General features: G+C 63.0%; 16 protein-coding genes. 8 read left to right on the top strand and 8 right to left on the bottom strand.

What is annotated here, in order from left to right; all coding sequences use genetic code 11:
- Positions 1–106 precede the first annotated feature (106 nt).
- Positions 107–2,014 (bottom strand): PhoX family protein, encoded by a 1,908-nt coding sequence (locus G6N78_RS01535; RefSeq protein ID WP_165214994.1) that lies wholly within the window; start codon positions 2,012–2,014, stop codon positions 107–109.
- Between the two features lie 237 nt (positions 2,015–2,251).
- Between G6N78_RS01535 and G6N78_RS01530 the strand changes: the two genes are divergently transcribed.
- The 3 genes from G6N78_RS01530 to G6N78_RS01520 all read left to right on the top strand — a co-directional run bounded on the left by G6N78_RS01530 (position 2,252) and on the right by G6N78_RS01520 (position 5,330).
- Positions 2,252–4,030: an acyl-CoA dehydrogenase gene (locus G6N78_RS01530; RefSeq protein WP_165214992.1), complete on the top strand. Its 1,779-nt coding sequence runs from the start codon at positions 2,252–2,254 to the stop codon at positions 4,028–4,030.
- A gap of 190 nt (positions 4,031–4,220) precedes the next feature.
- On the top strand, positions 4,221–4,982 hold the full coding sequence (locus tag G6N78_RS01525; protein ID WP_165214989.1) for a crotonase/enoyl-CoA hydratase family protein: 762 nt from the start codon (positions 4,221–4,223) through the stop codon (positions 4,980–4,982).
- Between the two features lie 90 nt (positions 4,983–5,072).
- The gene (locus G6N78_RS01520) at positions 5,073–5,330 is read left to right on the top strand and encodes a hypothetical protein (protein ID WP_165214987.1); all 258 of its coding nucleotides are present in this window, start codon (positions 5,073–5,075) and stop codon (positions 5,328–5,330) included.
- Positions 5,331–5,356: 26 nt separating this feature from the next.
- Here G6N78_RS01520 and G6N78_RS01515 read toward each other — a convergent pair whose 3' ends face one another.
- Both G6N78_RS01515 and G6N78_RS01510 read right to left on the bottom strand, forming a co-directional pair.
- Positions 5,357–6,604 (bottom strand): class I SAM-dependent RNA methyltransferase, encoded by a 1,248-nt coding sequence (locus G6N78_RS01515; protein WP_165214984.1) that lies wholly within the window; start codon positions 6,602–6,604, stop codon positions 5,357–5,359.
- The gene (locus G6N78_RS01510) at positions 6,601–7,383 is read right to left on the bottom strand and encodes a TlyA family RNA methyltransferase (RefSeq protein WP_165214982.1); all 783 of its coding nucleotides are present in this window, start codon (positions 7,381–7,383) and stop codon (positions 6,601–6,603) included. Before G6N78_RS01510 ends, G6N78_RS01515 begins: the two co-directional genes overlap by 4 nt.
- Positions 7,384–7,611: 228 nt before the next feature.
- Between G6N78_RS01510 and G6N78_RS01505 the strand changes: the two genes are divergently transcribed.
- Positions 7,612–9,690 carry a methyl-accepting chemotaxis protein gene (locus G6N78_RS01505; protein ID WP_165214979.1) on the top strand — a complete coding sequence of 693 codons (2,079 nt, stop codon included), beginning with the start codon at positions 7,612–7,614 and terminating at the stop codon, positions 9,688–9,690.
- Between the two features lie 123 nt (positions 9,691–9,813).
- Positions 9,814–10,821 carry a DUF4424 domain-containing protein gene (locus G6N78_RS01500; RefSeq protein WP_165214977.1) on the top strand — a complete coding sequence of 336 codons (1,008 nt, stop codon included), beginning with the start codon at positions 9,814–9,816 and terminating at the stop codon, positions 10,819–10,821.
- A 341-nt stretch (positions 10,822–11,162) separates the two neighbouring features.
- Here G6N78_RS01500 and G6N78_RS01495 read toward each other — a convergent pair whose 3' ends face one another.
- The 3 genes from G6N78_RS01495 to G6N78_RS01485 form a co-directional block, all read right to left on the bottom strand.
- Entirely contained in the window at positions 11,163–12,461 is a 1,299-nt protein-coding gene (locus G6N78_RS01495) for an ImmA/IrrE family metallo-endopeptidase (RefSeq protein ID WP_165214974.1), read from the bottom strand.
- Between the two features lie 234 nt (positions 12,462–12,695).
- Positions 12,696–14,612 carry a 1-deoxy-D-xylulose-5-phosphate synthase gene (gene dxs / locus G6N78_RS01490; protein WP_165214972.1) on the bottom strand — a complete coding sequence of 639 codons (1,917 nt, stop codon included), beginning with the start codon at positions 14,610–14,612 and terminating at the stop codon, positions 12,696–12,698.
- A 108-nt stretch (positions 14,613–14,720) separates the two neighbouring features.
- A complete protein-coding gene (locus tag G6N78_RS01485) occupies positions 14,721–15,638 on the bottom strand; it encodes a pirin family protein (RefSeq protein WP_165214969.1) in 918 nt (305 codons plus the stop codon).
- A gap of 219 nt (positions 15,639–15,857) precedes the next feature.
- Here G6N78_RS01485 and G6N78_RS01480 point away from each other — a divergent pair, with 219 nt between their 5' ends.
- The 3 genes from G6N78_RS01480 (at position 15,858) to G6N78_RS01470 (ending at position 19,550) form a co-directional block, all read left to right on the top strand.
- On the top strand, positions 15,858–17,981 hold the full coding sequence (locus G6N78_RS01480; protein WP_165214967.1) for a DEAD/DEAH box helicase: 2,124 nt from the start codon (positions 15,858–15,860) through the stop codon (positions 17,979–17,981).
- 110 nt (positions 17,982–18,091) lie between these two features.
- Positions 18,092–19,000, top strand: coding sequence for a homocysteine S-methyltransferase family protein (locus G6N78_RS01475; RefSeq protein WP_165214965.1), 909 nt, complete (start codon positions 18,092–18,094; stop codon positions 18,998–19,000).
- Between the two features lie 82 nt (positions 19,001–19,082).
- Positions 19,083–19,550: a hypothetical protein gene (locus G6N78_RS01470; protein ID WP_165214963.1), complete on the top strand. Its 468-nt coding sequence runs from the start codon at positions 19,083–19,085 to the stop codon at positions 19,548–19,550.
- A 2-nt stretch (positions 19,551–19,552) separates the two neighbouring features.
- Here the strand turns inward: G6N78_RS01470 and G6N78_RS01465 are convergent, their stop codons facing one another.
- Both G6N78_RS01465 and G6N78_RS01460 read right to left on the bottom strand, forming a co-directional pair.
- Complete coding sequence (locus G6N78_RS01465; protein WP_165214960.1) at positions 19,553–19,912, bottom strand: DUF1850 domain-containing protein; 360 nt, start codon at positions 19,910–19,912, stop codon at positions 19,553–19,555.
- Positions 19,909–22,026 carry a TRAP transporter permease gene (locus G6N78_RS01460; protein WP_165214958.1) on the bottom strand — a complete coding sequence of 706 codons (2,118 nt, stop codon included), beginning with the start codon at positions 22,024–22,026 and terminating at the stop codon, positions 19,909–19,911. The genes G6N78_RS01465 and G6N78_RS01460 overlap by 4 nt, the downstream gene beginning before the upstream one ends.
- Positions 22,027–22,156: the final 130 nt, after the last annotated feature.

Raw genomic sequence — 22,156 nt, 5'->3', positions numbered from 1 at the left:
TAGCCATGACGATGAAACGGCATCAAGACACACCGGAGGCGCAGATGAAAAAGGCGCGCCGGAAAACCGACGCGCCCCGTTGGTGATGGTTCGCCCGAGATCGGGATCAGCCGATCATGGCATTGTCGTTGCGCTTGACGGCAATCACCGTCGAACGCGGCAGCTTGCCTTCGCCATCCGGGAACGGCGCGTCGGGATGCTGGATGCCGACGAAATGCGTGCGCTTGTCGGCAGACCAGGTCTGGCCGGTGACTTCCGCACCCTTCGGTGCCGTCAGGAAGCGCTCGATGCGGCCGGTGGCCGGATCGCCTGCCAGCATCTGGTTGTTGCCCTGGCCGGCGAAGTTGCCTTCGTTGCTGTCTTCCCCGTCCGTCTGGATCCACAGAAGACCGGTTGAATCGAACATCATGCCGTCCGGTGAGTTGAACATGTTGCCTTCGTTGATGTTCGACGAGCCGGCATAGGCGTCCTTGTGAACAGCCGGGTTGCCGGCCATGCAGAACAGGTCCCACTTGAACGTGCCGTTCGCGTGGTCGTCGCCTTCCGGGTACCAGCGCACGATCTGGCCGTATTCGTTCTTCTCGCGCGGGTTGACGGCGCTGATCGCCATGGCATCGCCACCGGCATTGGTGCGCAGCTTGCCGTCCTTGACCTCGCCACGGCGGCTGTTGTTGGTGAGCGCGCAGTAGGCTTCGATGGCAACCGGGTTGATCGCCACCCATTCCGGACGGTCCATGGTGGTGGCGCCCACCTTGGAGGCGGCCTGGCGGGTGAAGACGCAGATCTCGTCCATCGTCATGCCGGTCGTGTCCGGCGTCAGGGCCAGCCACTCGCCGGTGCCGTCATCGGTGAACTTGGCAACGAAGAGCGTGCCTTCGTCGAGCAGATTCGAGGTCTCGCCGCCCGGAACGTAGATGCCGTTCGAGACGAACTTGTAGAGGAACTCGCCGCGCTCGTCGTCGCCCATGTAGACGACCACGCGACCGTCACGGGCAATCACGACAGCAGCGTTTTCGTGCTTGATGCGGCCGAGCGCGGTGCGCTTCACCGGAACCGACTTGGCATTCGAGGGATCGATTTCGACGACATAACCGGCGCGGCGCGGTTCGTTCGGGTTCTTCGCCACGTCGAAGCGCTCATCGAACTTCTCGTAGGCATAGCGCGTTTCGGCGGCAATGCCGTAGCGCTTGTAGTCGGCCGGCATCTTGAACTCGGCATTGGTGGTGCCGAAGTAGCCGTTGAAGTTCTCTTCGCAGGTGAGGTAGGTGCCCCACGGCGTTTTGCCGGCGCCGCAGTTGTTGAAGGTGCCGAGACAGTCGGTGCCGTTCGGATCGGCGGCGGTCTTGAGAAGATCGGAGCCGGCGGCCGGACCGGAAATCTTCATCGGCGTGTTGTGGTGGATGCGGCGGTTGAACGGGCTGTCGACAACGATCTCCCAGCCATTGGCCCCTTCGGCCACTTCCATCACCGTCACGCCCTGCATGTTCTGCAGGATGCGCACGTCATCGAGATTGGCCGGATTGCCCTTCTCGCGATGCGGCAGGTTGATTTCCGGGTTGACGTATTCGTGGTTGACGGCGATCAGCTGGTGCTCGCCGACGACGAAGAGTTCCATGCCGTCGGTGTTTTCACCAAATACCTTGTCGGAGTTTTCAAGGCTGACGCCCTTCGCCGGATCGACATCCGGCACGCCCTTGAACAGCGGCTGGCCCCACTTGGCGAGCGGCTTCCAGGAATAGCCTTCCGGTACGTGGATCGTGTTGTCGGTGGCGATCGGTACCGGCTTGAACGGGAAGCGCGAGGCCTCCTGTGCCTGGGCCGAGGTCGAACTCATCAGGTTGCCGAGCGTGCCCATGGCGGCGGCGGCCGAACCGAAGGCGAGAACGCTGCCGAGGAAACCGCGGCGCGAAATGGCCGAGGCAACGACCCGGTCGAAGTCGGTTTCGGCCGGCGGCGGGTTCTGCAGCTCGTCCCATTCGTCCCAGGACAGCTTGCTTGTGTCGATCTCAGTCATGGTCGTCTCCCCAAGTTGGTTTAGAAGGGTTCCAAACGGGGTTACCCCGCAAGCCATGACAGGCTGATGACGAAAACCACAGCCGTCCAAGAGTTGACCACACTGCGACGGAAGCGCGCAAAACCGGCAAAACATTTGACGTTTACGTAAAAATCAATTAGCCGATAGAGGGAGGATCGGCCAACGTCTGGGTGGAGATGGCGCCGGTCAGGATACAGGATTGCGGAGGAGCATGCCATGTACAAGGCGCCGGTTGAAGACATCGCGTTTACCCTGAAACACGTGGCGGGCCTGGCGCCGGCACTGGCCGAAGGGCGGCTTGGAGATCTGAGCGACGATCTGGTCGATGCCATCCTGTCCGAGGCCGGTCGGTTCGCGACCGAGGAAGTGGCCCCGCTGGCCGAAATCGGCGACCGGCAGGGCGCGAGACTGGTCGATGGCAAGGTCATCGTGCCGGAAGGCTGGGACACACTCTACCGCGCCTGGGCTGAAGGAGGCTGGAACTCACTGACCGCCTCGCCGGATTTCGGCGGGCAGGGGCTTCCGCATATGCTGAACGTCGCGGCGCTCGAAATGTGGAATTCCGGCTCGATGGCCTTCGCGCTCGGCCCGACGCTGACCATGGGCGCGGTCGATGCCCTGACGGCGCATGGTTCCGAGGCGCTGAAGGCGACCTATCTGCCCAAAATGGTCTCCGGCGAATGGACCGGCACCATGAACCTCACCGAGCCGCATGCCGGCTCCGATCTCGGCGTGATGAAGAGCCGCGCGGAACGCCGCGACGACGGTACCTACCGCATTTTCGGCCAGAAGATCTACATCACCTGGGGTGAGCACGACATCACCGACAACATCATCCATCTGGTGCTCGCCCGCCTGCCGGATGCACCGGCCGGAACCCGCGGCATCTCGCTCTTCCTCGTGCCGAAATTCCTGGTGAACGCGGATGGATCGCTTGGGGCCCGCAACGACCTGCATTGTCATTCCATCGAGCACAAGCTCGGCATCCACGGTTCGCCCACCTGCACGATGATCTATGGCGACGGCAAGTTCGGCGACGAACCGGGTGCCATCGGCTACCTGGTCGGCGAGGAGAACAAGGGGCTGGCCTGCATGTTCACCATGATGAACAATGCGCGCCTGGCCGTCGGCATGCAGGGTGTGGCCATCTGCGAGGCGGCGACCCAGAAGGCGATCCAGTATGCCAAGGACCGCACGCAGGGCAAGGCGCCCGGCTGGACGGGATCCGGCATGTCGCCGATCATCGAGCACCCGGATGTCGCGCGCATGCTGGTGACCATGAAGGCGCTGACGCAGGGCGCACGCGCCATTTGTTATGCCTGCGCCCATGCGACCGACATTGCCCATACCGCCGAAGGCGACGAGGCGCGCCATTTTGCCGAACGGGCTGCGCTTCTGACGCCGATTGCCAAGAGCTTTGCCACCGATGCCGGCGTGGATGTTGCGTCCCTCGGCATCCAGGTGCATGGCGGCATGGGCTTCATCGAGGAAACCGGTGCCGCCCGCCTGTGGCGCGATGCGCGCATCGCCCCGATCTACGAGGGCACCAACGGCATCCAGGCCGCCGATCTCGTCACCCGCAAGCTACCGCTCTCCGGCGGTGCGCAGGTGCGCGGTTTCATCGCCGAGCTGAAAGAGATCGCCGAACAGGTGCGCGCCTCCAATCTCGACGGTTTCGGCGAGACGGCGGAACGCCTCTCGGCAAGCCTGGCGGATCTCGAAGAGGCGACAGACTGGCTGCTCGCCCGTCTGGCCGCCGGTGAAGCCGAGGCCGCACTCTCCGGTGCGACACCCTACCAGCGCCTGTTCGGCCTGACGCTCACCGGCGCCTACCTCGCCAAGGGAGCGCTCGCCGACGAGGACCACGGCCGGCCGGAACGTTTGGCCCTCTGCCGCTTTGCCGCCGAAAACCTGATCGCCGAGACGGCCGCACTGAAGGACCGCGTCATCCGCGGCGCCGACAGCCTTGCCGCCGCGCGGATGTTGTTTGGCTAAGGCTCCGCACCGGGCAAGGTGGCCCCTCATCCGCCTGCCGGCACCTTCTCCCCGCCCGCGGGGAGAAGGGGAAAGGCCGCGCCGCCTCCGTTCCCCCTCGCCCCGTTTACGGGGAGAGGGAGCGCCGAGCGCAGCGGAGGCGGGGTGAGGGGCACTCTCCGCGACGGATCGTATTGAACGAGGACAATCCATGACCGACCACATCCTGATCGAACGCCCCGAGACCCATCCCGGCGTGCTCGTGATCCGCTTCAACCGGCCGGACAAGAAGAATGCCATCACGTCGGCCATGTACCGCGCCATGGTCGCCGGTCTGCATGAGGCGGGCCAGGATGCGTCGATCAAGGCGGTCGCCTTTCTTGGCACCGAGGGCTGTTTTTCCGCCGGCAACGACATGGCGGATTTTCTCAGCTTTGCCATGTCCGGCTCGTCGGAACCCCCGGCGGCGGTCGATCTCTTGAAGGTGCTCGCAAGCTACGGCAAGCCGCTCGTTTCCGGCGTTGATGGCCTTGCGATCGGCATCGGCACCACGCTTCACATGCATTGCGACATGACGGTGGCCTCGACACGCAGCCTGTTCAAGACGCCCTTCGTCGATCTGGCGCTGGTGCCGGAAGCCGCTTCCAGCCTGCTCGCCCCGCGCATGATGGGCCACCAGCGCGCCTTTGCGCTCCTCGCCGCCGGCGAGGGCTTCTCCGCCGAACAGGCACGCGAAGCGGGCCTCATCTGGAAGGTGGTGGCACCGGAGGAGGTGGAGATGGAAACGCTGAAACTCGCCGCCGCACTTGCCGCCAAACCCGCAGGGGCGCTGAAGATCGCCCGCGATCTGGTCCGGGGTTCGACCGAAGAGGTGCTCGCCCGTATCGATGCCGAAATGCTGCACTTTTCGGCCCAATTGCGCAGCGCCGAAGCCCGCGCCGCCTTCGAGGCTTTCATGAGGCGGGGCAAATAAACGGGCAGTGGCCCGACCTGCCGTTCATCCTCCGTTAACGGCTGCGGGCCGATGGTCTGCAGTCAGCAAGGATTGATCGGAGGAATGAGGATGATCAGGCTCGGTGCAGGCCTCGTTGTGCTGCTCGTGACATCAGCGGCGGCCATGGCCCAGTCCACGGGTCCCAACACCCGCGTCATCAACGAGAACGATTACAAGCCCCGCCAGCGTTATGTCTGCGTCGTGCCGCCGCAGGACAGTGCCAAGCAGAAATACCCGAATGTCTGCCGTGCGCAGGAAGGCCGGGTCGGCGGGCGCTGCCGGTGTGATGGCGTCGTCGGCAACGGCACGCTGCAACTCGGCGGTTAAGCGGGGCAGCAGCGGGCGGTTGAGCCTTACCGTTCGAGCAGGGCCACCGCTTCCACATGCGACGACCAGAGGAACTGGTCGACAGGGGTCACCGAAACCACTTTGTAGCCGCCCTTAATCAGGATCGACAGGTCGCGCGCCAGCGTCAGCGGGTTGCAACTGACCGCGACGATCTTCCTGACGGGTGACAGCGCCAGCTCCCGACACTGTGCCTCGGCGCCCGCGCGTGGCGGGTCGAACACCACGGCGTCATACACCTTCAGGTCCTGCGGCGTCATCGGCCGGCGAAAGAGATCGCGCCGCTCGACAGTCACCGGCTTCAGCCCTTGCGTCGTGCGCGCCGCCTGGTCGAGCGCCTTCACCGCCTTCTCGTCCGATTCCACCGCATGCACGCCGCTCTTGCGGGCGATCCGGAGTGCAAACGTGCCGATGCCGGAAAACAGGTCCGCGACGCGTTTCGCCTTGCCGAGATGGGCGATTGCCATCGCAGCCATCGCCTCTTCCGCCTCGCGGGTGGCCTGGGTAAAGCCGCCGGGTGGCAACACCACACGCGCGCCACCGAAATCGAGCAGCGGCTTTTCCGGTTCGATCAGGATCTCGCCATTGATCGACACCCGCGCAATGCCGGAGAGTTTCAGCACGACATTGGTGACGGCCCGACGTTCCTGTTCCTTGAGGCCGCCTCGTACGCCTTCCAGCGAGATGTCGAGGCCGGTCACGGTTTCGGTCACGACGATGCGGAAGGCATCGCAGCCGGTGGCCCGCGAAATGGCCTTCAGCGCATCCAGCCGACCAATGATGCCGACGGATGCGATGGGACATTCCACCATCGGCACCACATGGTGCGTCTCGGCCTGGTTGATGCCGATGACGATCTCCTTCTCGCGCCGGCGCACCGTCAGCACCATGCGGCGGCGCTGGTGGGGATGGGATTCCACCGTCTCGCCCACGGCGACATCGATGCCCTGCGATTTCAGCGCGTCGATGAGGAGCTGCCGCTTGAAGGCATTGTAGGGCGCCTTTGCCTGGTGCTGCAGCACGCAGCCGCCGCAGGTGCCGCCGACGCCATCCGGTCCGAAATGCCGGCAGGGCGGCTCCACCCGGTCCGGCGAGGCGGTGGCGATCGACATGATCGTGCCCTGGTTCTTGACCTGTGCAATCGCGACCGTTTCCCCCGGCAGCGCGTAAGGCACGAACACCGGCCCCTCGACCGTATGCGCTACGCCATCGCCCTTGGCGCCGAGGCTTGCGATCTTGACGGTTTGCGTACTCATTCCTGATCCTCGTCGGCATCCTGATGGGCGGCGTCCTTGCGTCCCGCCAGCAGATATTCCTGGTTGCCATCGCCGCCGGCGATCGGCGAGGGGATGAGGCCAAGGCTGGTCCAGCCCAGGTCGTCCACCAGCCAGCGTTCCAGTTCGGCGGCGACATCCGGCGCGCTCTCCGGATCGCGCAGCAGCCCGCCCTTGCCGATTGCTTCGCGTCCTGCTTCGAACTGCGGCTTGACGAGAAGCACGCAATGGGCGCCCTCTTCCGCGAGCTCAAGCGCCGGCGGCAGCGCGAGTTTCAGCGAGATGAAGGAGACGTCCGACACGACGAGCGTCACCGCCACATCGCCAATATCCTCTTGCTCCATATGCCGGGCGTTCAGTCCTTCGAGATTGGTGACGCGCCGGTCGCTGGCGATCATCGGGTGCATTTGCCCGTGCCCGACATCGACGGCCACCACATGCGAGGCGCCCCGCTCCAAAAGCACCTGCGTGAAGCCGCCGGTGGAGGCGCCGATATCGAGACAGGTCTGGCCCGCCGGATCGAGGCCGAAATGATCGAGGGCGGCCGTCAGCTTCAGCGCCGCGCGCGAAACATAGGCCTGCGCCGGGTCATCGATGGCAAGCTCTGCATCGCCGGTGATCACCTGGCCTGGCTTTTCAACGACGGCGCCATTGACGCGCACGGTGCCGCGTAAAACCGCATCGCGGGCACGCGAGCGGCTGGCAAACAGACCGCGGCTGACGAGCAGCTGGTCCAGTCTTTCGGAGGTCTTGGAGGTCATCTGCCGTCAATGCCGGTCCTTGGGTCCCGGCGCAAGGAAAAAGGCGAGGAGCCGCGCACAAGACTTGACGATTGTCAGGTCTGGCGAAGTCGAGCCTGGACCAGGGCCAGAAAAGTTGAGCTTCGGTCGGGATACGCGGGAGTTGAAGCGCCGGGGCAACGCAATTTTAACATCCATCGGATTCTCTGTCGGCAACGGTGTGAACCGAATCTCTGAGTGCGGTGTGTGATGTTCCTGAAAAATCTCTCCCTCAATAAGAAGCTGATCAGCACCTTCCTGGCGCTGATGTCCGTCTGCCTTCTGGCATCGGCGGTTGTCTTCCTCCAGGCTCTGCGTTCGGCGGATGCCTCGCGCGGGTTGACGATTGCCCAGGAGATCCAGGCGGCTGTCGCCGATACGGCGGAATCGCAGCTGGAACTCGCCTTCAACCAGCGCGGCTACATGCTGACGGGCAATCCGGACCTGCTGAACGGCGTCTATGCCAAGCAGAAAGAGACGGTCGCAGCCCTGGACGCCGCGCTGAAACCGGCCGCCGACGATGCCGCGATCGCGCGCACGCTGACCGACCTGAAGAGCGCCTCCGAGAGCTTCTTCGCATCCGTGGTCGAGCCGCAGCTGAAGGCGCGTCAGGCGGCCAAGGATCCGGCATCCATCGAAGCCGTCGTCAAGGCCGCCGGCGAGGCCTCGCCGGAGCTGGAGCGCTTCCGGGGGCTCGCCGCACAGCTGAAGGGCAATCTCAACAGCCTCACCACCGCCAAGGTGCATGAACAGGAGCAGGCGCATGCCGTCGTCCTGTGGACGCTGGTGATCGGCGGCGCCGTGGCCGGCGTCATCTCCATCGGCCTCATCTGGCTGCTGTCGCAGGCGATCGTCACCCCCATCGTCGGCATGACCCGCGCCATGAGCGCGTTGGCGGCCGGCAACAACGATATTGCCGTGCCGGCCCTCGACCGCACGGACGAAGTGGGCCAGATGGCCAAGGCCGTCGCGGTGTTCAAGGATGCGGCCATCGAAAAGGTCCGGCTGTCGAAGCAGACCGAGGAACTGCGCCTGACGAGCGAAGAGGAGCGCCAGGCCAACGACGCCCGCAAGGCGCGCGAGGCCGCGGAAATCGAGTTCGCCATGAATTCGCTGGCCGACGGCCTGTCGAAACTGGCCGATGGCGATGTCGCCTACCGTCTGGACCGTCCCTTTGCCGAGCACCTGGACCGGGTGCGGGGCGATTTCAACGTGGCGGTGGAGAAGCTGCAGTCCGCGCTGGAGAGCGTTGGCCGCAATGCGTCCGCCATCAATGCCGGCGCCGTCGAGATCCAGTCCGCAACCGATGATCTCGCCAAGCGCACCGAGCGCCAGGCGGCTTCCGTCGAGCAGACGGCGGCGGCCGTCGAAGAGGTGACGACCACCGTGAAGGACGCCGCCAAGCGGGCGGAAGATGTCGGCCAGCGCGTCGAGCGGGCTCGCCTCGGGGCGGAAAAATCCGGCGAAGTGGTGCGCCGTGCGGTCGCCGCCATGGAAGGCATTTCCAAGTCCTCCGGCGAGATCATCAACATCATCAGCGTCATTGATGACATCGCCTTCCAGACCAACCTTCTGGCGCTGAATGCCGGTGTCGAAGCCGCCCGCGCCGGGGAAGCCGGCAAGGGTTTTGCGGTCGTCGCCCAGGAAGTGCGCGAACTCGCCCAGCGCTCCGCCAATGCGGCCCGCGAGATCAAGACGCTGCTCACCACCTCCAGTCAGCAGGTGGATGCCGGTGTGGCGCTGGTCGGCGAGACGGGCGAGGCGCTGGAAGCGATCGTCGTCGAGGTCCAGCAGATCAACGATAACATCAAGGCGATCGTCACCTCCTCGCGCGAACAGTCGATCGGCCTGCAGGAAATCAACACCGCGATTGCCGCCATGGACCACAACACGCAGCAGAATGCCGCGATGGTGGAGGAACAGACGGCCGCCAGCCATACGCTTGCCCGCGAGGCCGGCGAACTGGACGAACTCCTGCGCCAGTTCAAGCTCGGAGCGGGTGCCGCCATCCAGCGGCCGCAGGCACCGCGGCCCGCCGCCCCGGCGGCAAGCCCGGTCTCTGCAGCAACGGCACCTCAGCCGATGGCGCGCCCCATGGCAAAGCCTGCGGCAAAACCGGCAGCCCAGCCCGCGGCCACCGCAGTGGCAAGACCGGCCATCGGTCGTGGCCCGGTTGCCGCCACGGCCTCCGCCCGCCCGGCGGCTTCACCTGCAAACGCGCTGCACGGCAAGCTCGCCCAGGCCTTTGGCGGCGGCAAGCCGGCGCAAGACAATTGGGAAGAGTTTTGATCTCTTCCATCGGAGAGACAAGGATCAAGAGGCGGGCCGCAACCCCGCCTCTTTTTTGTTTATCCCCCTTCCGTCCCGCGGCCCGCGTGCTACCTTTCGCGCGATTTCGGGTGGGGTAAGATCATGCATAAACTTTTGAGCCTGGCGGCAGCCGGCCTTCTCTGCGCAACCGCCGTTCCGGCCTTGGCGAACGATTCGATGGCGGAGCTGCGCACCGGCGGGCTTGCCTATGTTGTCACCGAAGACGTCTCGATGGTCGAGGAAAACCTCTTTCTCTCGATGGACGAGGTGCGTGTCGATTACGTGTTCAAGAACACCAGCGACAAGGATGTGACGAGCATCATCGCCTTCCCGATGCCGGACATCGTCACCCAGCCGGAGAGCAATGTCGCGGTTCCGGATTTCGAGGCCGACAATTTTTTGGGCTTTACCGTGACGCAGGACGGCAAGCCGATCCAGCCGCAACTGCAGCAGCGGGTGAGCGCCCTCTCGATCGACTGGACGGACGAGTTGCGCAGCCGAAACATCTCGCTCCTGCCCTATAGCGACAAGGCGGCCGAGGACCTGAAGACGCTGCCGCCCGAGACCCTGAAGGACTGGGCGGGCCGCGGCCTTCTTTATCCCGATACCTTCGATGCGGGGCAGGGATGGCAGACCGTCTACCGGCCGCTCTGGACGCTGCAATCGGTCTACTGGTGGAAGACCACGTTTCCGGCCGGCAAGACGGTGCGCGTCAGCCACCGGTACAAACCGAGCGTCGGCGGCACGGTGGCCTTGAGCTTCATCGACCACGGCAAGCCGGGCTTCAACTATGACAGCTACAAGACCCGCTACTGCCTGGACGATGCCTTCATGAAAACGGCCGCCAAGCTGGAAAAGGCCGCCCCGCCGGACGGCCCGACCTATACGGAAGCCTGGCTCTCCTACGTGCTGAAGACCGGCGCCAACTGGGGCGGCAACATTGCGAAGTTCAAGCTGACGATCGACAAGGGCAAACCGGAAAACTACGTGAGCCTCTGCGCCGACGGCATCAAGAAAACCGGCCCGACAACGTTCGTGATGGAAAAGACCGATTTCTGGCCGGAAAAGGATCTGGATATTCTGTTTCTGGTGGCGCCGAGCGGGAATTGAGGGGGTGGCGTCTGAACCCGGCGTCTAGTCGCACGCTGCAGGCAGGGGCAGTTGCGTTAGAAAATGTTTCACCACAGACGACAGCGCGTCCTTGAGGCACGACAGTGCCGCGGGTCGATCTCCCCCCCTCCGTGTGGGGGAGATGGCCGGCAGGCCAGGGGGGCTGCCGCGAAGGCCGAGTGACGCGAAGGGCGAGGGCCGTCGCCAAATTCGGCGCAGAATAGGTGATATCGGCGGGCGCTATGTCGGCAAAGGTGCTGACCGGCGACAGAAACTGAGTTGGTAGTTGTAGAGGTTCTTTAATCTGGCGCGATAGCTATGAGGAGAAACTGCCGTTTAACTTAAATGTGCCGCGAAGAAATCAAATTCGATAACACGCCAGATATAGGCGATTGCTCACTGCGCGTCCTGTGATCGGTCAGCATTTTGGACTTTCTAAATTTAACCTCAATAGCTTGTTTCGATACCTCGAAATATGTCGAAAGACGCGACAGCAATTCCTCATAGGGCGTGTAGTTGCAGGGCTGGTTGTCGACAAATATGTACCCATGCCCACGGTCGCGGATGTCCAGGTCGCAGCGGAAATGAGCTGTCTTTTTGAAGAATTCCACATCAGGGAGCAGGAGTTCGGCTGCGAATGCGTTGGCCTGATACTCGAGTCGCTCATAGTTGAAGATTTCGTCCCTTTCACGGGTAATGAAAAGGTCTCGTTCAATAATCGTTTCGGAATGCAAATAATGCTCGTGGCTCAGACAAAAATGCCCAATTTCATGAGCAATGGTGAATCGCTCTCGCGTTTCCCTCGAGTGCGAATTGATCTCAATGAGCTTTCGTCCGAAGTTCGCTGAGCCTAGAATGGTGACACCGTCCGCATCGAACACAGCCCGATCGGCGAACCGCAGTTCGATGGATAGGCTTCGGCAAATCTGTACTAAGTCGACTGCGCCTGACTCATAGCTGGCTAATTCGAGAATTTCACGTGCGGCCGCCTTTATCTGTTCTATTGATAGGAATGGTACCGACAGACGGATGCGTTCATTCTCTTGTTGAGTGCTCTCGGCAGAGTCGGGATCAAGGCTATCCAGAAACTGACGGATCGAGCCAAAATAATCCCCGTCATGATAGGCTGAAAACTTAAGCGACTTGGTAGAGTTATCATCGCGGAAAATTTGAGATTGGACAAACCCACGCTCGACACACGAGCCCCTGCGATCGGCAATGATCTCAAGGCCCTTATCATCGTATTTAACGATGCCCATATGGGCATTTCTAGCAACTTTCTCAGCTCCAGACTGCAATCGTGAGGTGACAATGATGACGCCCTTGACTGCGCAAGGGAACATGCGACCAATTTTCGAGGAGAAATCGTTTACGTAAATTTCGGAGACGTTTGCGTCATGGTTCTTGCACTCGAAAATAACGTACAGGTGAGGGGCATTTCGCCCCGTACGATACAACTCTAAAACGATATCGAATTCGACATCTGCTTCACGATCGCGGCAGTAATATTTCTTTTTCTTATAAATTCTGCAGTTTTCTGACGGGTACAGCCCGAAGATGAGCTCTCCACGATCTCGTTGATCGAGGAGATACTGGTAAAAAACATCCTCCAGGCTATTGCCTCTGCTTGTCGAATTCACGACTCGCCTCAATGGTGTAGGGCTGATGAATATTCATTTTAGTTTGCAAACGGCATTTGCAAAGCCAATTGTTCCCACGGGCCCAGCCAGTAAACAGTTTGTTCGGCTGCGATCAATACTCTAGCATTTTTCAAGTTTGCGCCGGAAGATAATCCTCAGGGCGCTCTGGCCCAGATTAAATCTGCTATGACCGCCTCAGGCCGATAGCAGCCTTCGGCAACCAGCATCCACCCATCACCCAGCCGCGCCCACCTGAACCCCACGCCCCAGTGCCGTGAACACCGTTTTCACGATCCCGGCGCGGTCGAGGCCGGCTTTGGCGTACATCACTTCGGGTTTCGCCTGGTCCATCCAGAGATCCGGCAGCACCAGCGAGCGGATTTTGAGGCCGTTGTCGAGGAGGCCGTCGTTGGCGAGGAAATGCATGACCTGCGACCCGAACCCGCCGGCAGCGCCTTCTTCCACGGTCAGCACGATCTCGTGGTGGCGGGCAAGCTGGCGGATGAGGTCGTGGTCGAGCGGTTTGGCAAACCGCGCATCGGCAACGGTCGTGGAAAGGCCCGCGGCATCGAGATCTTCGGCGGCCAGCAGACACTCGGCAAGTCGGGTTCCGAAGGAGAGCAGCGCCACCTTGGCGCCCTGCTTCATCACACGGCCCTTGCCGATTTCCAGAATGTCGCCGCGCTCCGGCAGGTCGACGCCGACGCCTTCGCCGCGCGGATAACGGAAGGAGATCGGCCCGTCGTCATAAGCCGCGGCGGTGCGCACCATGTGCTTCAGTTCCGCCTCGTCGGCCGCCGCCATCACCACGAAGCCGGGGAGGGAGGCGAGGAAGCCGGTGTCGAAGGAGCCCGCATGCGTCGGCCCGTCGGCGCCGACGAAACCGGCGCGGTCGATGGGAAAGCGCACCGGTAGCCCCTGGATCGCCACGTCATGCACCACCTGGTCATAACCGCGCTGCAGGAAGGTGGAATAGAGTGCGCAGAAGGGCTTGTAGCCTTCAGACGCGAGGCCGGCCGCAAAGGTCACCGCATGTTGTTCGGCAATGCCCACATCGAAGGTGCGGGCGGGATAGAGGTTCTGCAGCTTGTCGAGCCCCGTGCCATTCGGCATGGCCGCGGTAATGCCGACGATCTTGTCGTCGAGCGCTGCTTCCTGCACCAGCGCTTCGGCAAACACGTTTGTGTAGCTCGGCGCGTTCGGTTTCGCCTTGGCCTGCGCGCCGGTGATGACGTCGAACTTGTTGACGCCGTGATATTTGTCGGCGGCGGCTTCCGCCGGCGCATAGCCCTTGCCCTTCTGCGTCACCACATGGATCAGCACCGGGCCCTTGGCATTGTCACGCACGTTGCGCAGCACTGGCAGAAGATGCTCGAAGGAATGCCCGTCGATCGGGCCGATATGGTAGAAGCCCATCTCTTCGAACATGGTGCCGCCGGTCACGTAACCGCGGGCATGTTCCACGGCTCGCGTAATCGCGCGGTCGACATTCTTGCCGAGATAGGCGGTGAGCTTCTTGCCGATTTCGCGCACGCCCATATAGGTGCGCCCGGAAGCAAGGCGGGCGAGATAGGCGCTCATCGCGCCGGTCGGCGGCGCAATCGACATGTCGTTGTCGTTGAGGATGACGATGAGGCGGGCATCCAGCGCGCCGGCATTGTTCATCGCCTCATAGGCCATGCCGGCCGACATCGCACCATCGCCGATCACCGCGATCACATTGCGCGGATGGCCGGAAAGGTCTGCCGCCACCGCCATGCCAAGCCCGGCAGAAATCGAGGTGGAGGAATGCGCCGCCCCAAAGGGGTCGTATTCGCTCTCGGTGCGCTTGGTGAAACCCGAAAGCCCGTCTTCCTGGCGCAGTGTGCGGATGCGGTCGCGCCGGCCAGTCAGGATCTTGTGCGGATAGCATTGGTGGCCGACATCGAAGATCAGCCGGTCGTCCGGCGTGTTGAACACCTTGTGGATGGCAATCGTCAGTTCCACCACGCCAAGGCCGGCACCCAGATGCCCGCCGGTCTTGGACACGGCGTCGATCATCTCGTCGCGCACTTCACGCGCCAGTTGCGGCAGCTCGCGGTCTTCGATCTGGCGCAGGTCGGCCGGCCAGGTCACCTGGTCCAGAAGCGGCGTCTTGGGCATGGAGGTCACGATGGGAATGCCTTTTCTGCTCTCGCGGAGCCTGTGTTTCTTCCCAACATGAGCAGAAACGCGGCTTTTTCAAGTGTCACAAAGCCGCGCTTCTAGCCGAAAACCCTCTCAAGGCAAAGGGACGAACTCTTCTTCATCCCCCGGCACGATGTCGAAACGCGCCGTGCGCCATTCTTCCTTCGCCTGCTCGATCCGTTCCTTCGAGGAGGAGACGAAGTTCCACCAGATATAGCGTCTGGAATTCAGCGCCGCGCCGCCGAACAGCATCAGATGACAGCCCTCCGGCCCGCCTTCCAGCGTGATCTCGTCGCCCGGACGAAACACCAGCAACTGGTCGGCTGCGAAATGGTCGCCAGCGACGATCAGCGAGCCGGACAGGATGTAGATCGCCCTCTCTTCATGCGCGGCGGAAAAGGGAAAACGTCGCCCGGCGGCAAGTGCGAGATCCGCGTAGAGTGTATCGGTGAAGGTCTCGACCGGCGAGGTCACGCCGTCGAGCGCGCCCATCACCACCCGTCCGGTCACGCCGGCCAGATCGATGATCGGCATGTTTTCCTTGGCGGTATGGGCAAAGGCCGGGTCGATCTCTTCCTTCTCGTCTGGCAGCGCCAGCCAGGTCTGCAGGCCGGACATGGAGAGCGGATGGCCGCGCAGGTTTTCCGGCGTGCGTTCGGAATGCACGATGCCGCGCCCCGCCGTCATCAGGTTCACGTCGCCGGGGCGAATGACGAGTTCAGTGCCGAGACTGTCGCGATGCTTGATCTCGCCGTCGAAGAGATAGGTAACGGTGGAAAGCCCGATATGCGGATGCGGTTTCACATCCAGCGCCTCGCCGGCCTTGAGGATCGCCGGCCCCATGCGGTCGAAGAAGATGAACGGCCCGACAAGCCGCCGCTGGCGTGTCGGCAGCGCCCGGCGCACGGAAAAGCCGCCGATATCGCTGGAACGCGGAATGATCAGGTTCTCGATGGCATCACAGGCAAAGGCATCGCCCGCTTCGGGATCGGTTCCGGGAAAAAAGGACATCGGGCTTTCTCCTGTCGATTGCGGTCGCTTTGGCCGACGGCACTATGCCATCGCCCATCCGTTCCGTCTTGTTCATTTACCCTGTCCCGAACCGGGAAGCTCCGCCCGCGCATCCGCTTTGACATTTCGCCCGCAAATCGCTACAGCGAGCGCCATGACTGCTGCGTTCCGTCGCGGCCTTTTCGCGCGAAAATGCGCCTTGCTCCGAAAGACCTTGAAATGTCCGAACTGAATAACGCCGTTCCGGCGATTGCCAAGGCGTTGTCGAAACGCGGCTATGAAACCCTCACCCCTGTACAGCAGGCGATGCTGAACCCGGATCTGGCGGATTCCGATGCGCTGGTCTCTGCCAAGACCGGCTCCGGCAAAACCGTTGCCTTCGGCATGGCCATGGCCTCCACGCTGCTGCCGGAAGGCGAGGAGCGTTTCGGCCGCGCCGAGGCGCCGCTGGCGCTGGTGATCGCGCCGACCCGCGAGCTTGCCATGCAGGTGAAGCGCGAATTCGAATGGCTCTATGAAATGACCGGCGCGGTAATCGCCAGCTGCGTTGGCGGCATGGATATCCGTAGCGAACGCCGGGTGCTGGAACGCGGCGCCCATATCGTCGTCGGCACCCCGGGCCGTATCTGCGACCACATCCGCCGCAATGCGCTCGACATGTCGGAAGTCCGCGTCTGCGTGCTGGACGAGGCCGACGAGATGCTCGATCTCGGCTTCCGCGAGGATCTTGAATATATCCTGGAACAGGCACCGGATGATCGTCGCACGCTGATGTTCTCCGCCACGGTTCCGTCGGGCATTGCCCGGCTTGCGAAGCAGTATCAGCGCGATGCGGTGCGCATCGAGGTGGCGTCGGAGGAAAAGCAGCATGCGGATATCGAATACCGTGCGCTGATGGTCTCCCCGTCCGACCGCGAAAACGCGATCGTCAACGTGCTGCGTTTCTACGAGGCGAAGAACGCCATCGTCTTCTGCTCGACGCGCGCCAACGTCAACCACCTGACGGCCCGTCTCAGCAACCGCAATTTCTCCGTCGTGGCGCTTTCCGGCGAACTGACGCAGAACGAACGCACCCATGCGCTACAGGCCATGCGCGATGGTCGCGCCCGCGTTTGCATCGCAACCGATGTCGCCGCCCGCGGCATCGACCTGCCGGGCCTCGAACTCGTCATCCACGCCGATCTGCCGACCAATTCGGAAACCCTGCTGCACCGCTCGGGCCGCACGGGCCGCGCCGGCAACAAGGGCATCAGCGCCTTCATCGTGCCGGTCAACCAGCGCCGCAAGGCCGAGCGCCTGTTGATGGGCGCCAGCGTCACGCCCGCCTGGGTGCTGCCGCCCTCTGCCGAAGAGGTCATCGTGCGCGACCAGGAACGTCTTCTGGCCGATCCGGTGTTTTCCGAGGAAATCCGTGAAGAGGAACAGGATCTCGTCGCACGGCTGGTCGAAACCTATGGCGCCGAAAAGCTCGCCGCCGCCTTCGTCAACTTGCACCGCAACAACAATGCAGCCCCGGAAGACCTGATCGAAATCTCGATCGACGGTCCCCGCAAGCCGCGCGAGCGCACGAATGATCGTTTTGACGCGCGCGGCGAGGCGGGCGAAAGCTTTCCGTCCACCCCGCGCACGCCGCGTGGCGATTTCGGCCCGGCCATCTGGCTGTCGCTGTCGGTCGGCCGCAAGCAGAATGCCGAACCGCGCTGGCTGATCCCGATGCTCTGCCGCAACGGCAACATCACCAAGTCGGGCATCGGCGCGATCAAGATGCAGCAGATGGAAACCTATGTGGAACTGTCCGCCGATGTGGCCGATACCTTCCTCGGTGCGATCGGCCCCAACCGCATGCTGGAACGCGGTGTGCGCGTGACCGTGCTGGACGGCGTGCCGGACCTTTCCCGCCAGTCCGAGCCGCGCAGTTTCGAGAAGCGCAGCTTTGAAGACCGCCCGCCGCGCCGCGAGTTCAACGATGCTCCGCGCGAAGGTGGCCGTGACGACTGGAGCAAGGGCAAGCCGAAGGCAAAGCCGGCCTATGCCGGTGGCGAGGCGCGCGAGACGAAAAGCTTCGACAAGCCCTTCCGCGACAAGCCATCGGGTGACAAACCCTTCCGCGACAAGCCTTTCCGTGAAAAGCCGGCCGGCGACCGCCCGACCGGTGAACGCGCCTATGGCGAACGGTCCTATGGCGACAAGCCGGCAGGCGACCGTCCGTTCAAGGACAAGCCGTTCAAGAAGGACGGCAAGCCCGCCTTCAAGGATGGCGCCAAGTTTGCCGGCAAGCCGGCAAAACCCGCCGCCGGCAAGGGCAAGCCGAAAAAGGCCAACGGCAAGGACCGCTGGAACTGACGGTTTCATGATGAGGGGCGGGTCACATAGGTGGCTCGCCCGAAAAACCTGTTCCGCTTCCTCTCCCGATGCGCTATCGGCAGCACAGGCAGGGATAGAGGATTTTCCGCATGAGCACGCTTCGCATACTGGATGGCGGCATGAGCCGCGAGCTTCTGCGCCTCGGAGCGCAGTTGAAGCAGCCGGAATGGTCGGCGCTCGCCTTGATCGATAGTCCTCAGATCGTCCGCCAGGTGCATGAGGAATTCATCGCCGCCGGCGCCGATGTGATCACCACCAATTCCTATGCGCTGGTGCCCTTCCATATCGGCGAGGAGCGTTTCGCCCAGGAGGGAGCGGCGCTGATCGCCCTTTCCGGTCGCCTGGCGCGCGAGGCGGCTGATGCGGCGGGGCGTCCGGTGACGGTCACGGGCGGTCTGCCGCCGATCTTCGGGTCCTACGAACCGCAGAACTTCGATCCGGCGCGGGTGCAGGATTATCTCTCCGTCCTGGTCGAGAACCTGTCGCCCTTCGTTGATGTCTGGCTGGGCGAAACGCTGTCCCTGATTGCCGAGGGCGAGGCGGTGCGGGTCGCCGTGGAAAACACCGGCAAACCCTTCTGGATTTCCTTCACGCTGGCCGACGATGCGGCGCAGGTGGCCGGCGCCAAGCCGAAGCTGCGCTCCGGCGAGACGGTGGCGGATGCGGCGCTGTGGGCGGCGGGCTCCGGTGCCGAGGCGCTCCTCTTCAACTGTGCCCGTCCGGAAGTCATGGAGGCGGCCGTCAAGGTGGCCAAGGAAGCCATGCGCGCCAAGGGCGTTTCGATGCCGATCGGCGTCTACGCCAATGCCTTCGACAGCGATACGGATGAAACGGCCGCCAATGAAGGCCTGCACGAGACGCGGAAAGACCTGACGAGTGACGCCTATTCGCGGTTTGCCTGCCGCTGGGCGGATGCCGGCGCCACGATGATCGGCGGCTGCTGCGGCATTGGTGCATCCCACATCCACACACTCGCGGGTGTTCTAAGGGCCAGATAACCGAAGAAACCCGGGCTTTTCGGCAGTTGTATCTACTCCGTTCGCACTGTATCCTTCGGTGTGTGTTTGTCGGGAGACGGTCATGTCATCGGATGCCGAATTCCAGAGGGGCCTCTACAACCAGATGTCGTCGTTGATCGACGCCATGCAGGGGGTCAATCGTCGCCTGATGGAAACGATGACCATGACGGATCGTTTCGACGTCGAGTTTGCCAAGATTTCACGCCACAACAACCAGTTCCGCCTGGACATGATCGACCTGAAGTCCGAATTGGCGCAGGTGCGGGGCGAAGTTGCTCAACTGCGGGCCGAATTCGAGCAGTTCCGCGATGAAACACGCACGCGGATGGACTCCCTGTTTCATCGCATTGATGAACTGGAAACCGCCGTCAGCGACAATTCACGCCAGATCAAGGCGCTCAGTCTGGATGTTGCGAGCCACTCCAACGAGATCCTGAATGCCGTCCAGGGCGGATTGCAGAACAAGATTTCGCTCGAAGATCTGGTCGAACGCATCGAAGCGCTGGAGCGGCGCGTCGGGCGCAGTTGATCTCACCCGCACGGCTCCACCACCACCCCGTCGCCGGCCTGTTCGCCCAGCGTCAGGCATCCGTCTTGATGGCAGAGGCGCCAGCCGCTCACGGTCGCGCCCGAAGCGGCGAGGGATAGACGCGGGAGCGGCTCTATCTTCGGCTGCCACACCCACCAGCCATTTTGTAGCACCGCATCCGGCCCCGGTTCCATGCCGGCGCCGGAGCCCTTGACGGCCGCCTGTTCCAGACGAAGACCGGCCCCGGTCACCTGGTAGGTCTCGCGCCATTCCACCTTTTCCACCGAATGGGTCCAGCTGAGCGTGAAGCTGGTGGCGGCAATCACCGCCACCTTGCCTGCCGCCAGCACACAAAGGCTCATGGTGCACCGGTGAGCGAACCGGTGGCCTTGGCGCGCCGCACTGTCAGGTAGTGATAGGCAATGAAGGCAAAGCCCAGCGCAAAACCGATCTCGTCGGTCAAGGGCAGAGCGAGCACCATGCAGGCGCCGGCGATAAGCGCCACAGCGCGTTCCAGCAGGTTGAGGCGGGCAAACAGATAACCCACCACCGCCGCACCCCAGAGCCCGATGCCGAAGCAGGCTTTCAGGAAGACATAGGCAACCTCCACCGGATAGCCCCAGGCGGCCGCGATCGGCCCGGCATCCTGCAGCATCAGTGCCGGTGCATAGACCGCCATGAACGGCACCACGAAGCCGGCGGTGGCAAGCTTGGTCGCCTCGATCGAGATCTTGAGGCCGGAGGTCTTCGCCATGGGGGCCGCGGCAAAACAGGCAAGCGCCACCGGCGGCGTCAGGTCCGCCATGATGCCGAAATAGAAGACGAACATGTGGCTGACGATCAGCGGCACGCCGAGTTCCAGCAGCGCCGGGCCGGCGAGCGACGAGGTGATGATGTAGTTCGGGATCGTCGGAATGCCCATGCCGAGGATCAGGCAGGTGATCATCGTCAGCACCAGCGACAGGAAGAGATGCTGCTCACCGATGCGGATGATCGCACCGATGAAGGTGGAGGCGATGCCGGTCAGCGTCAGCGTGCCGATGACGATGCCGACGATGGCGCAGGCAATGCCGACGGGAAGGGCGTTCTTGGCACCCTCCGCCATGGCATCGCGGCAGATGATCAGCGTCTCCCGCCCGCCCTTGACGAAGAAGCAGGCGGTCATCATGCCAAGGATGATGAGGACAAGGATGTTGACGCCGAATTTGAGGAAGGCGCTCGCGGCGAAACCGATCGCAAGCCAAAAGACGATGCGGAAGGCGAGCGGCCCGATGCGTGCCGCGAGCGGCATGCCGAGCAAAAGCACGACGACGAGCGCGAGGCCCATCGTGCCGGCGAAAATCGGCGTGTAACCGGCAAACAGCAGGTAGACGAGCGCGGCAAGCGGCAGGATCAACGGCCAGTGTTCCTTGACCGCGGCCCACGGGTTCGGCAGGTCTGCCTTCGCAAGGCCCGCAAGCCCCGCCTTGCCGGCTTCCAGATAGACCATCCAGAAGCAGACGCCGAAATAGAGGATGGCGGGGATCAGCGCTGCCTTGACGATATCCGCGTAGGGCACGTTCAGCGTCTCGGCCATGATGAAGGCGACGGCCCCCATCACCGGCGGCATGATCTGCCCGCCCATGGAGGAGGTTGCCTCCACCCCGCCGGCAAAGGCGGAGCGGAAGCCGAAGCGCTTCATCAGCGGAATGGTGAACTGGCCGCTCGCCACCACATTGGCGACGCCGGAGCCGGAAATCGTGCCCATCAGCGCCGAGGACATGACGCAGACCTGCGCCGGACCGCCCTTCCAGGAGCCGACGAGGCCGAGCGCGAAATCATTGAACAGGCCGAGCATCCCGCCGCGCTCCAGGAAGGAGGCGAACACGACGAAGATGAAGATATAGGCCGCCGAGACATAGATCGGCGTGCCGTAGATGCCCTCGGTGCCGAAGCCGAAATGCTCGATGATCTGCTCGAAATCATAGCCGCGATGCACGAAGGGATCGGGAAAATACTGGCCGAAGAAACAGTAGGCGAGGAAGATGCCGGAAATGATCGTCAGCGGCAGGCCCATCAGGCGGCGCGCGCCTTCAAAGACGAGCACGATGACGACGCTGCCGACCACGAGATCGAGATGGGTGAGGAAGCCGCTGCGCAGGATCAGGTCCTCGTAGAAGACCCAGTTGTAGAGCCCGGTCGAAAAACCGAGGAGGCCGAGACCCCAGAACCAGAAGCGCCCCGCCTGGGTTTTCGCCACCAGATTGCCGATCAGCCCAAAGCCCAGCAGCAGCAGGAAACCCACATGCATGGCCCGAACCACCTGGCTCGGCATCGTGCCATAGGCGGCGGTCCACAGCTGGAACAGCGAAAAGGAGAAGGCGATCCAGAAGGCGACGCGGCCCATCACCCCCTCGCCAAAGCCGGATGGCAGGCCCTCCGTATGGGTCTCTTCGATCTCGGCCGCTGCTTCCTGTTCCGCCAGGGTTTGTGTCATGCGTGTCTCACACTCATTGGTCTTGTTCGTGCAGGGTTCGTTGGACGACGGCCGTTAACGGCTGCCACACGTTTCCTGGGTTGTCCTGCAGGGAGCCCCTCACCCTAACCCTCTCCCCGCTTGCGGGGAG

The organism is Allorhizobium pseudoryzae, from assembly GCF_011046245.1.
GTDB classification, from domain to species: domain Bacteria; phylum Pseudomonadota; class Alphaproteobacteria; order Rhizobiales; family Rhizobiaceae; genus Neorhizobium; species Neorhizobium pseudoryzae.
This window is presented reverse-complemented; position numbering and strand designations above follow the sequence as displayed.

Coding starts and splice junctions, on each gene's coding strand:
- G6N78_RS01475 (WP_165214965.1), top strand. CDS start 18,092: ATGAGCACGCTTCGCATACTGGATGGCGGCATGAGCCGCGAGCTTCTG.
- G6N78_RS01530 (WP_165214992.1), top strand. CDS start 2,252: ATGTACAAGGCGCCGGTTGAAGACATCGCGTTTACCCTGAAACACGTG.
- G6N78_RS01465 (WP_165214960.1), bottom strand. CDS start 19,912: ATGAGCCTTTGTGTGCTGGCGGCAGGCAAGGTGGCGGTGATTGCCGCC.
- G6N78_RS01480 (WP_165214967.1), top strand. CDS start 15,858: ATGTCCGAACTGAATAACGCCGTTCCGGCGATTGCCAAGGCGTTGTCG.
- G6N78_RS01535 (WP_165214994.1), bottom strand. CDS start 2,014: ATGACTGAGATCGACACAAGCAAGCTGTCCTGGGACGAATGGGACGAG.
- G6N78_RS01505 (WP_165214979.1), top strand. CDS start 7,612: ATGTTCCTGAAAAATCTCTCCCTCAATAAGAAGCTGATCAGCACCTTC.
- G6N78_RS01515 (WP_165214984.1), bottom strand. CDS start 6,604: ATGAGTACGCAAACCGTCAAGATCGCAAGCCTCGGCGCCAAGGGCGAT.
- G6N78_RS01460 (WP_165214958.1), bottom strand. CDS start 22,026: ATGACACAAACCCTGGCGGAACAGGAAGCAGCGGCCGAGATCGAAGAG.
- G6N78_RS01525 (WP_165214989.1), top strand. CDS start 4,221: ATGACCGACCACATCCTGATCGAACGCCCCGAGACCCATCCCGGCGTG.
- G6N78_RS01485 (WP_165214969.1), bottom strand. CDS start 15,638: ATGTCCTTTTTTCCCGGAACCGATCCCGAAGCGGGCGATGCCTTTGCC.
- G6N78_RS01510 (WP_165214982.1), bottom strand. CDS start 7,383: ATGACCTCCAAGACCTCCGAAAGACTGGACCAGCTGCTCGTCAGCCGC.
- G6N78_RS01520 (WP_165214987.1), top strand. CDS start 5,073: ATGATCAGGCTCGGTGCAGGCCTCGTTGTGCTGCTCGTGACATCAGCG.
- G6N78_RS01500 (WP_165214977.1), top strand. CDS start 9,814: ATGCATAAACTTTTGAGCCTGGCGGCAGCCGGCCTTCTCTGCGCAACC.
- G6N78_RS01470 (WP_165214963.1), top strand. CDS start 19,083: ATGTCATCGGATGCCGAATTCCAGAGGGGCCTCTACAACCAGATGTCG.